Annotated in this window: 11 protein-coding genes and 1 pseudogene; 2 read left to right on the forward strand and 10 right to left on the reverse strand. The window is 71.4% G+C overall.

Going from position 1 to position 8,915, the window contains the following annotated elements:
- Window positions 1-638, forward strand: a 638-nt coding sequence (locus I53_RS09375; RefSeq protein WP_043349613.1) for an SDR family oxidoreductase, incomplete at its 5' end; no start/stop codon positions are given.
- A 102-nt stretch (window positions 639-740) separates the two neighbouring features.
- On the opposite strand, the gene I53_RS09380 is transcribed toward I53_RS09375, so the two are convergent.
- The 9 genes from I53_RS09380 to I53_RS09415 form a co-directional block, all read right to left on the reverse strand.
- Window positions 741-938: a hypothetical protein gene (locus I53_RS09380; RefSeq protein WP_012318739.1), complete on the reverse strand. Its 198-nt coding sequence runs from the start codon at window positions 936-938 to the stop codon at window positions 741-743.
- Between the two features lie 203 nt (window positions 939-1,141).
- A complete protein-coding gene (locus I53_RS09385; RefSeq protein WP_078946942.1) occupies window positions 1,142-1,786 on the reverse strand; it encodes a cysteine hydrolase in 645 nt (214 codons plus the stop codon).
- Window positions 1,787-1,874: 88 nt separating this feature from the next.
- Window positions 1,875-2,384 carry a ferritin-like domain-containing protein gene (locus tag I53_RS09390; RefSeq protein ID WP_043349616.1) on the reverse strand — a complete coding sequence of 170 codons (510 nt, stop codon included), beginning with the start codon at window positions 2,382-2,384 and terminating at the stop codon, window positions 1,875-1,877.
- Window positions 2,385-2,605: 221 nt separating this feature from the next.
- On the reverse strand, window positions 2,606-3,316 hold the full coding sequence (locus tag I53_RS09395) for a PAS domain-containing protein (RefSeq protein ID WP_306307429.1): 711 nt from the start codon (window positions 3,314-3,316) through the stop codon (window positions 2,606-2,608).
- 178 nt (window positions 3,317-3,494) lie between these two features.
- The gene (locus I53_RS34985; protein ID WP_374701309.1) at window positions 3,495-3,965 is read right to left on the reverse strand and encodes an ABC transporter permease subunit; all 471 of its coding nucleotides are present in this window, start codon (window positions 3,963-3,965) and stop codon (window positions 3,495-3,497) included.
- Complete coding sequence (locus I53_RS34990) at window positions 3,919-4,347, reverse strand: hypothetical protein (protein ID WP_251982267.1); 429 nt, start codon at window positions 4,345-4,347, stop codon at window positions 3,919-3,921. Before I53_RS34990 ends, I53_RS34985 begins: the two co-directional genes overlap by 47 nt.
- A complete protein-coding gene (locus I53_RS09405) occupies window positions 4,344-5,135 on the reverse strand; it encodes an ABC transporter ATP-binding protein (RefSeq protein WP_043349619.1) in 792 nt (263 codons plus the stop codon). The genes I53_RS34990 and I53_RS09405 overlap by 4 nt, the downstream gene beginning before the upstream one ends.
- On the reverse strand, window positions 5,132-6,169 hold the full coding sequence (gene tauA, locus I53_RS09410) for a taurine ABC transporter substrate-binding protein (protein ID WP_043349621.1): 1,038 nt from the start codon (window positions 6,167-6,169) through the stop codon (window positions 5,132-5,134). The genes I53_RS09405 and tauA overlap by 4 nt, the downstream gene beginning before the upstream one ends.
- A gap of 206 nt (window positions 6,170-6,375) precedes the next feature.
- The gene (locus I53_RS09415; RefSeq protein ID WP_246410693.1) at window positions 6,376-6,987 is read right to left on the reverse strand and encodes a TetR/AcrR family transcriptional regulator; all 612 of its coding nucleotides are present in this window, start codon (window positions 6,985-6,987) and stop codon (window positions 6,376-6,378) included.
- 97 nt (window positions 6,988-7,084) lie between these two features.
- Here I53_RS09415 and I53_RS09420 point away from each other — a divergent pair, with 97 nt between their 5' ends.
- On the forward strand, window positions 7,085-7,648 hold the full coding sequence (locus I53_RS09420) for a sugar O-acetyltransferase (RefSeq protein ID WP_043349624.1): 564 nt from the start codon (window positions 7,085-7,087) through the stop codon (window positions 7,646-7,648).
- Between the two features lie 214 nt (window positions 7,649-7,862).
- Here I53_RS09420 and I53_RS09425 read toward each other — a convergent pair.
- Window positions 7,863-8,915 (reverse strand): annotated as a pseudogene (locus I53_RS09425) (omptin family outer membrane protease); the annotation flags it as partial.

Below are 8,915 nucleotides of genomic sequence, written 5' to 3' on the forward strand. Positions count from 1 at the left end.
AGACCGCCGCGCGGGTCGAGGCCGCGGGCCGCCGGGCCCTGGTGCTCCAGCTCGATGTCGGCGATCCGGCGGCCGTCACGGCGGCCTTCGACCGTATCGGCAGCGAGCTCGGCACCCTCGACATCCTCGTGGCCAATGCCGGACAGGCCATGAGCGGGATACCGGTCGCCGAGATGGACGACGCGGTCCTGGAGCGGATCCTGCGGGTGAACCTCATGGGACCGCTCTTCTGTGCCCGCCCCTTCATCAAGATGCGCCGGGCGCAGGGCGGGAACGGCAAGATCGTGTTCGTCTCCTCCGTGGCCCAGCACCTGCCCACCCCTGAGAGCGCGCCCTACGGGATGTCGAAGGCGGGGCTCGGCTCCCTCTGCCGCTCCCTGTCGCGGGAACTCGCCGAGGACCGGATCAACGTCAACAATGTCGCCCCGGGCCTGATCGAGACGCCGATGACCGCGGACCGGTTCGAGCGGTCGGAGGTTCTGGACCAGTCCCTGGAGCGGATCCCGTGGCATCGGGCCGGCCAGCCGGAGGAGATCGCTCAGGCGATCCTGTATCTGGCCTCGGATGCCGCGGCCTACGTCACCGGCCACACTCTGGTGGTCGATGGCGGCTTGACGATGCAGTGGGGTGGCGCCTGAACGACCAAGCGCGGCGCCGGGCTCAAGGTCCGGCGCCGCGTCGAGACATTTTTGACCGGCGCCGGGGCTGCCGGTGGTGCCACCAAGCCCTCGGGCAGGCCCTCAGGACCCGAATTGCGAGCCCAGCCGCTCGAGGTACTCGGCCAAGTCGACGCCCCCGACACGCTTGCCGTAGTCGAAGCGCATGCCCTGGCGGATGTCGACGCTGGCATCCCGGGTGGTCAGGGTGAAGGGACGGACGCAGACCCAGGCCCCGTCGCGGCGGTGCTCGAAGTAGCCGAGGATCTCGTGCTTGGCCATAACCTTTCCTCCGGGACCGTGTTCAGGATCATAACGGTCGCGCAGGCCGCTGGTTCGCGCGGCGCGACTGTTTTTCGCGTGCGGCGGCGCACGGATCGAGTGTTCGAGAGCCGGGATGGTCGCGGACGGCTCGCGCAGATCTCGCCTGAGCTTGGCTATTACGGTGCGAATGTTCGGCCCTGTCCGGAGGGCGGCGGGCCGGGTCAGTGCCAGAGATCGAGGATCTCGGCGGTCGTCATGGTCTCGACCTGGTGGCCGTAACGCATCCGGTACATCAGCAGGAGGGCGTCGTGCGCCGCGTCGCAGGAGCTGCACAGGGCGTCGGTGGCCAGCACGATCCGGTAGCCGAGATCGACGCCGCCGAGCACGGCGGCCAGCACGCAGACATCCGTCTCGGCGCCGGTGACGATCAGCGTATCGACAGCGCGCGCCCGCAGGCGCGCGTCGAGGCCGGTCTCGAGCCAGGGCGAATAGACGGTCTTGTCGACGACCTCCGCGGGCGGGACCATCCGGGCGAGATCCGGGACGAGGTCGATCATGCCGGCGTCGAGGCGCTCCCGGGTCATGGCGGCCCAACGCTGCGAGTAGGTCGCCCAGGTGCCGCGGCCCTCGCCCGGCCGGGCGGCCGGGATGAAGCGGGTGAAGATGGTCCGCTCCGGATGCGCCGCCGCGAGGCGGCACACCTGCGGCAGGACGCGGTTCATCCACGGGGTCTGCCAGTCGGTGGGCTCGGCGAACATGCGCTGCATGTCGATGCAGAGATGGACGCAACCCCTCCCCAGGGCCCCTCCAGAGGCTTTCCCCTCCGGCCGGGGAGCGTTCGTCGATCGACCGCTTCCAGTGTCCATGTGCGCGCAATCAGGCCGGGTCGGCGTTGGTGTGAGGGTCGTCGGACGCGGCCGTCCCCGCCCCGCTTCGGGCGGGGACGGCGCGACGTCAGCGATCGGCCTTGGCGCCGGACACCGTCAGGGAGAGGTAGCGCTCCGTGATCGGACGGATCAGCTTGCGCACCGCATCCGCCATGGCCTGCTCCTCCTTGAGCGACTGCTCGAAGGCGCTCCGGTGGCCCTGCTGTCCGGCGGCGTCGCTGATCGTGAGCAGCGACTCGTAGGCGGCGATCTCGAAATTCTCGAAGGCGTGGTTGGCGTAGGTGTTCTTCAGGATCTCGTCCTGGGCCGGGGTGTGACCGAGCGCCATCATGTTCCCGACGAAGCCCAGGAAGCCCTCCTTGAGGGCCGAGGGGCTGTTGCCCAGGCTCTGGAGCGCCTCCTCCAGGCGCTGGCGCTGCCCGTGCGTCTCCTCGATGTGGCGGCGCAGGGCCTGTTCCATCTCGGGGTAGCGCTCCAGACGCTCGACCTGCCGCTCCATGATCTGCAGCGCCTGCATCTCCACCGCATGGGTATTCTTCAGGGCCGTGACGTAGATCTCGCGGACGTCCATGGTCATGGCGTTTGCCTCGTAGCAGTTGTGAGCCTGATGGCTCGTTCAACCAGCAAACACAGGCGCCGCGCGGCCAAGTTCCGGTCGGAAGGTCGCAGGAGGAGGCGCCGATCGAGCCTGTCCTGCGCCGTTTCGGGATCCGGACCGGCGCGGTTCCGGATCGACCGCCTCCGGCGCGCCCCTCCGGGGCCGGGCGCGCCCTCGACGCCCCGGACTGACGGCGCGGGTCAACCGGCCGGCGGCGTCGATGGGGAGACGCGGCTCCGGCGCCACGGTCGTCGCCCTGGTCGCCGCCTCGACGGGAACGGGGCCCCAATCAGTGCAGGGCGTCGCCGCGCTCGGTGCGCTGGCGGTCCGCGAGGCGCCGGCCGATCTCGATCAGCAGCGTCTCGGTCAGCGCCACCAGGGCGGTGTCGCCGAGCTGCGAGACCGTGTCGTGCAGCGAGAGACACAGGTCGGCGGTCCGGCTGAGGGCGTCGTCGATCGTGGCCCCATCGCGCTTCGCGAAAGGCTGTGCCGGCGGACTTGCTGTCCGAGATCTCGACGATCACCCCCCGGCCGGTGGACGGTCGGCCGTCCTGATCGAGGTAGAAATGCCCGCGGGTGAACAGCCACCGCAGCCGGCCTTCCGGGGAGCAGACGCGGTACTCGGCCGTGTAGGAGCCGCCCGTGCGGACGCAATCCAGGATGACCTGCGAGATATGCGGCTGGTCGTCCGGATGGACGGCCTCCAGGAGCTCGGCGAGGCTGACGCCGGCCCGCGACCGGGCCGGGCTGATGTTGAACAGCAGGGCGCTCACCGGATCGGCCCGCGCCTCGTCCCGGAGAATGTCCCACATCCAGAAGCCGACGCCGCCCGAGGCTTCGAGAGCCGCGACCAGAGCCGCCTCGGACACATCCTCGTCCGTTTGGGCCATCCGTGGCATCCCCGAGCGCATCGCCAAAACGGCCGCTGCCGCGCGCCCCCTCCGATCGTACACACTCCGTATTCCGTTGGGATCTGCAAGCGACACAATTAAGTGCGCATGTTGAGGGCGCAATATTGACCTGCGGCATTCCCTCCCCGCCGCCGCATCGGCGTCTCGTCCGGGATCGTGGGCGCGGGTCGGTCGCCTCTCAAGCCCTGCCCTTCCAGGGGACCAGCACGCGCTCCAGGCACCGCATCCCGAACTCGAACAGTCCCGCGAACAGGCCGATCACCAGGATGCCCATCAGCACCACGTCGGTGCGCAGGAAGTTGGACGCGTTGAGGACGAGCTGGCCGAGGCCGGCCTGGGCCGCCACCATCTCGGCGGCCACCAGGGTGGTCCAGCCGACGCCCATGCCGATCCGCAGGCCGATCAGGATCTCCGGCAGGGCTGCCGGGAAGACCACGTGGCGCAGGACCTGCCAGGGGCTCGCCCCCAGGGCGCGCGCCGCGTTGATCTGGTCGACCGAGGCGGAGCGCACCCCCGCGCGCGCGGCGAGCGCCACCGGGGCGAGGCAGGCGAGGAAGATCAGCAGCACCTTCGACAGCTCGCCGATCCCGAACCAGAGGACATCAGCGGCAAGTAGGCGAGCGACGGCAGCCGCCCGGAAGAACTCGATCGGGGGAGTCGAGGATGCCCCGGGCGATCCGGATCGTGCCCAAAGCGAACCCGACGGGGATCCCGACCAGGGTGGCGAGCCCGAAGGCGCCGAGGACGCGCAGGAGGCTGTCGCGGATGTGGATCCCGAGCGGGGCGCCGTCGATCGCCCCGCGCCAGGCCTGCCCGAAGGCCGACAGGACCGCCTCCGGCGGCGGCAGGAACAGCGGCTTCACCCAGCCGGCGCCCGTGGCGACCACCCAGAGGCCGAGGGCCGCGAGCACGGTTGCGACGCTGACCGCCGGCACCGGGATCCCGCCGCGGCGACGGGGTCCGGGGCGCGCCGGCGGATCCGCCGCGGAGCCCGAGGCCGCGTCCCGCGCCGTGCGGGGCGGCCCGCTCATCGGACGGCCTCGGGCCGGGCGTCGGCACCGTGGCGGATGCGCTCGAGGACGCGCTCCCGCACGGCGATGAAGGCGGGATCCGACTTCACGGCCCGCGTATCGCGGCCGCCGACCGCCGCCCGGGAGAAGGGCAGGTCCAGCGTCTCGACGATGCGGCCGGGCCTCGGGCTCATGATCACCAGCCGGGTCGCGAGGAACACCGCCTCCTCGACGTCGTGGGTGATGAAGAAGGCCATCTTGCCGGTCCGGTGCCAGATCCGGAGGATCAGCTCCTGGATCTGCTCGCGGGTGAGGGCGTCCAGCGCGCCCAGCGGCTCGTCCATCAGCAGGACACGCGGGTCTCCGGCCAGCGCCCGGGCGAGGCCGACCCGCTGCTGCATGCCGCCCGAGAGCTCGTAGACCTTCCGATCGGCGCAGTCGGGCAGGCCCACGAGGTCGAGCATCGCGCGGGCGATCCGCCGCCGCTCCGCCCGGGGCACGCCCCGCATCTTGGGGCCGAAGGCCACGTTCTCGGCCACGTCCAGCCAGGGCATCAGCGCGTGGCGCTGGAACACCACGCCCCGCTCGGCCCCCGGGCCCCGGATCGGGGCCCCGTCGAGGAGGATCTGACCCTCGGTGGGCGGGAGGAAGCCCGCGATCGCCGAGAGCAGGGTGGTCTTGCCGCAGCCCGAGGCGCCGAGCGCCACCACGAACTCCCCGGGGCCGATGGTCAGGTCGATCCGCGACAGGGCGGCGACCGCGCCGGCACCCTGTCCGTAGCGGACGCTCAGGTTGCGGATCTCGATCATCGGCCCTCCGGTCCGGGGACAGGCCCTTTCCGGGCCGCGTCCACGACGTCCGTCGTGACGAACCGGCCGTAATCCGGCGCCAGCGCCTGGACGCGCCCCTGCGCCTTCAGGAACGCGGCGGTCTCGGTCAGGGCCTTGGCGGCGGCACCGCCGAGCCAGGCCGGGGAGGCCTGCGCCTCCAGGGTCGGGAACCGATAGGCCGCGAGACTCGCCGGCACCTGCGCCGGCGCCGAGCCGGTGATCCGGGCCACCGCCGCCACCTCGGGCGCGTCGGCATCCCAGGGCTTGGCGGCATAAGCCGCGTCCTGAGCGGCGATCAGCTTGACGAGCGTCACCAGGAAATCCCGATTCGCGGCCGCCCAGGCGCGGTCGACCACGAGGCCGTCGAAGGTCGCCTTGCCCCGGCGGGCGAGGTCGCCGGCCGAGACCACCACCGTGCCGGATGGCTTCACCCGGGCGAGCACCGGATCCCAGATGAAGGTCGCGTCGATGTCGCCCCGCTCCCAGGCGGCGGCGATCTCGGGCGGGCGCATGTTGAGGATCCTGACATCCGCTTGGCCGAGCCCGGCCTCCGCCAGGGCGGCGATCAGCTGGGTATGCGCCGTCGACACGAACGGCACGGCGATCGTCTTGCCGCGCAAGTCGGCCACGCGCGTCACGCCGCTGCCGGCGCGGGCCACGAGCTGCTCGGCGTCGGCGATCTCGTCGAGGATCCAGAACAGCTGGATATCGAGACCCTGCGACGCGGCGGCCGCGATCGGGCTCGATCCCGCCTCGCCGATCTGGACGCTGCCCGAGGCCATGGCGCGGATCACGTCGCCGCCGCCGCCGAACTTGCGCCAGTGGACGGTGTAGCCGGTCGCCTTTTCGAGGGCGCCCGAGGCCATCAGCGCCCGGAACGGCACCACCATGTCCTGGTGGGCGAAGGTGACCTCCTTGTCGGCGGCCCGGGCGAGGCCGGGTGCCAGAAGGCCCAGAACCAGCGCCGCCAGGGTCGCGAGCGCGACGGAGCGGTGCGTACCGACGGATGTCATGACGTGAAGTCCCCCTCCAGCCGGCCGACTCACAAGCGCGTCGGCCGGACGATGGCAGGGTCGGCCACGCTTGGCTTCGGAGGCAAGGGGGTTCGGGCCGGAACGGCCGGAACCGCGGTGTCTCGTGCGGCCACGGTCGAAGGCGGTCTGATCGCGCGGGCCGGCTGCCCTGCGGGGTCACGCCGACCGGCCCCCGGCCGGAGCACCTAGCGAACCAGCCGCTCGACGATCGCCCGCACCTGCGCACGGTCGGCGGGGTGCGGGTCGACCGAGCGATGGATCGTCAGGCCCTCGATCATCGCGTCGAGGGCCTTGGCGGTCTCCGGCGCGAAGTGCCGCTCCAGGGCGGCGCGGCTCTTGGCCATCCAGTCCTGCATGACCCGGCGCAGCGGCGGGTTCCGGGCCGCGAAGGCATAGAGTTCGTAGCTCAGCAGCATCGTGCGCGGGCTCGCCCAGACGTCGCGCACGATCAGGTCGACCACGGCCTCGCAGGCCTCGTCGAAGGTCGTGGCCGCTGCGAGCCGGTCGGCGAACCGCGCCGAGACCGTGTCGGCGAGCCGGGTGAACGCTTCCGTCAGCAGCGCGTCCAGGCTGTCGAAATGGTAGGTCATGGAGCCGAGCGGCACGTCGGCCGCCGCCGCGACCCGGCGGTGGGTCGTGCCGGCGACGCCGTGTTCGGCGACGACGTCGAGGGTCGCCTGGACGATGCGTGCCCGGCGATCCGGGTCGAAACGGCGCTGGGCGGTGGGCAGGGCAATCTCCGCGGATCCGGGATCACGTCCGCCCCACTGTAGCGCGCGCGGCCTGGATACGTACATATGTACGCATGGCGAGATCGCGCGGTGCCGGTGCTGACGGCCTGCGCGGCATCGCCGTGCCGGAACAGGCCGACGCGGCCGGAGGGGAGCCCTCACCATGGACACCGAGATCATGAAGACCCAGAAGCAGCGGATGCTGGCCGGCGCGCTGTACTGCGCCGACGATCCGGAGCTGGCCGCCGACAACCGGCGCATCTCGGACTGGATGGACCGCTACAACGCCACGCAGACGCGCAGCCAGCCCGAACGGCAGGCGCTCCTGGAGGAGGCCTTCGCCCGCGTCGGCCCGGGCTGCAACATCCGTCCGCCTTTCCACTGCGACTACGGCTACAACATCAGCCTGGGCCGCGGCGTGTTCCTGAATTTCGGCTGCTGCATCCTCGACGTGGTGTCGGTCACCATCGGCGACATGACCCAGATCGGCACGGCCGTGCAGATCCTGACGCCCGATCACCCGCGCGACCCGGCGCAGCGTCGGCAGATGCTGGAATTCGGCCGTCCCGTGGTGATCGGCGGCAACGTCTGGATCGGCAGCGGCGCCATCATCCTCCCCGGGGTGACGATCGGCGACGATGCGATCATCGGGGCGGGCAGCGTGGTGACGCGCGACGTGCCGCCCGGCGCTACCGCCTTGGGCAACCCGGCCCGGCTGCGACCGTGAGGGGGCCGGGCGCGCCGAACCGGACTCCAGGGCGATCGCCGAGCCGCCGTCCCGGCGCCGGGACGGCCGGTTCTCCAGTCTCGGCCCGGCCCGCGACGGGCCTCGTCGCGGGCCGGGCGCCGGCATCATGGCTCCGGTCGATGGTCCGGCACTGTCCGGTTCTTCGCGTCCCGGTTCGGTCGGTTTCGGCCGGATGACGTCCGCGGATGCGGGCTCAGTCCTTGCGGATCACGGCCACCGGATCGGCCGCGTCGCCGAACCCAAAATCGGCCAGCTTGTAGGAGAGCTGCACGAACCCGCCGTAGCGCTCGGTCTGGAACTTCATCGGGCTGGGCAGAGAGAACGCGAAGGCCGTCGTGCTGGCCTTGTCGGTCTGCATCCGCCAGTAGCGGCCGCCGACGCCGACGCTGACGGCCGGTGTCAGGTCGTAGGAGGCGATGCCCTCCAGGAAATAACCGCCGCCCCGGCCGGATTCCGCCCCCGGGTTGATGTTCGGCCGGTTCCAGTGCCGGTCGACGCCGCTCAGCGACACGACCGGCAGGTAGGCGCCCTCCAGGCTCAGCCGGACCCGGTCGAACCGCGCCTCGCCGATGATGCCGACGCGCAGGGCGTTCCACTGCATGATCTCGCCGAGGGTCTTGATGCTGGCCGGCTGCGGATGGCTCGCGCAGATGTCGCCGCGCGCCACCTGCCGGCAGCCGTAACCGTTATACAGCTCGGAGAAGTACTGGTAGCCGAGGAACCCCCCGAGCTTGAACCCGTCCCGGCGCAACACGTCGTAGCCGAAGTCGATCACGCCGTAGCCGATATCGCCGTCCTTGATCGGCGAATGCGTCTTCGAATAGGGGACTTCGACGGGCGGGAAATCCTCGTCTGCGAGGCGCCCGCCCGTGACGCCGCCCGCGCCGAGGAAACCCTTGGCGAACAGGCCCGTGGGGTTGTGATCGAGCCGGACGAAGGTCTCGCCGGCATGGGCATCGGTCTTCGCGTAGGTCAGGCGCGAATTGAGCTGGCCGGGCGCGTAGGGGTCGCCGAGCCTCTCGCGCGGGCTGCCGGAGCTGAAGAAGTAGCGCAGGCTGGCCTCGAGGCCCCAGGTGGCCGGGCCGGTCGATGACGGCGGCGGCCAGTCGGGCAGGCCGGCGGCTCCGAACCGGTAGTTCAGACCGACCCGGGTCAGGAAGCCGTCCGTCGCGATGCGGGTGCCGGCATGGTAGCCGGTCAGCACGGGATAGCTCCGAGCCGGGAGGACGGCACGGCTGCCGAGGTA

Origin of the sequence: Methylobacterium sp. B1 (assembly GCF_000333255.1) — a bacterium.
Taxonomy (GTDB): domain Bacteria; phylum Pseudomonadota; class Alphaproteobacteria; order Rhizobiales; family Beijerinckiaceae; genus Methylobacterium; species Methylobacterium fujisawaense.

Excerpts from the sequence above, each read along its gene's own strand:
- tauA (WP_043349621.1), bottom strand. The coding sequence starts at position 6,169 with ATGACATCCGTCGGTACGCACCGCTCCGTCGCGCTCGCGACCCTGGCG.
- I53_RS09415 (WP_246410693.1), bottom strand. The coding sequence starts at position 6,987 with ATGTACGTATCCAGGCCGCGCGCGCTACAGTGGGGCGGACGTGATCCC.
- I53_RS34990 (WP_251982267.1), bottom strand. The coding sequence starts at position 4,347 with ATGAGCGGGCCGCCCCGCACGGCGCGGGACGCGGCCTCGGGCTCCGCG.
- I53_RS09405 (WP_043349619.1), bottom strand. The coding sequence starts at position 5,135 with ATGATCGAGATCCGCAACCTGAGCGTCCGCTACGGACAGGGTGCCGGC.
- I53_RS09395 (WP_306307429.1), bottom strand. The coding sequence starts at position 3,316 with ATGCGCTCGGGGATGCCACGGATGGCCCAAACGGACGAGGATGTGTCC.
- I53_RS09420 (WP_043349624.1), top strand. The coding sequence starts at position 7,085 with ATGGACACCGAGATCATGAAGACCCAGAAGCAGCGGATGCTGGCCGGC.
- I53_RS09380 (WP_012318739.1), bottom strand. The coding sequence starts at position 938 with ATGGCCAAGCACGAGATCCTCGGCTACTTCGAGCACCGCCGCGACGGG.
- I53_RS09385 (WP_078946942.1), bottom strand. The coding sequence starts at position 1,786 with ATGGACACTGGAAGCGGTCGATCGACGAACGCTCCCCGGCCGGAGGGG.
- I53_RS09390 (WP_043349616.1), bottom strand. The coding sequence starts at position 2,384 with ATGACCATGGACGTCCGCGAGATCTACGTCACGGCCCTGAAGAATACC.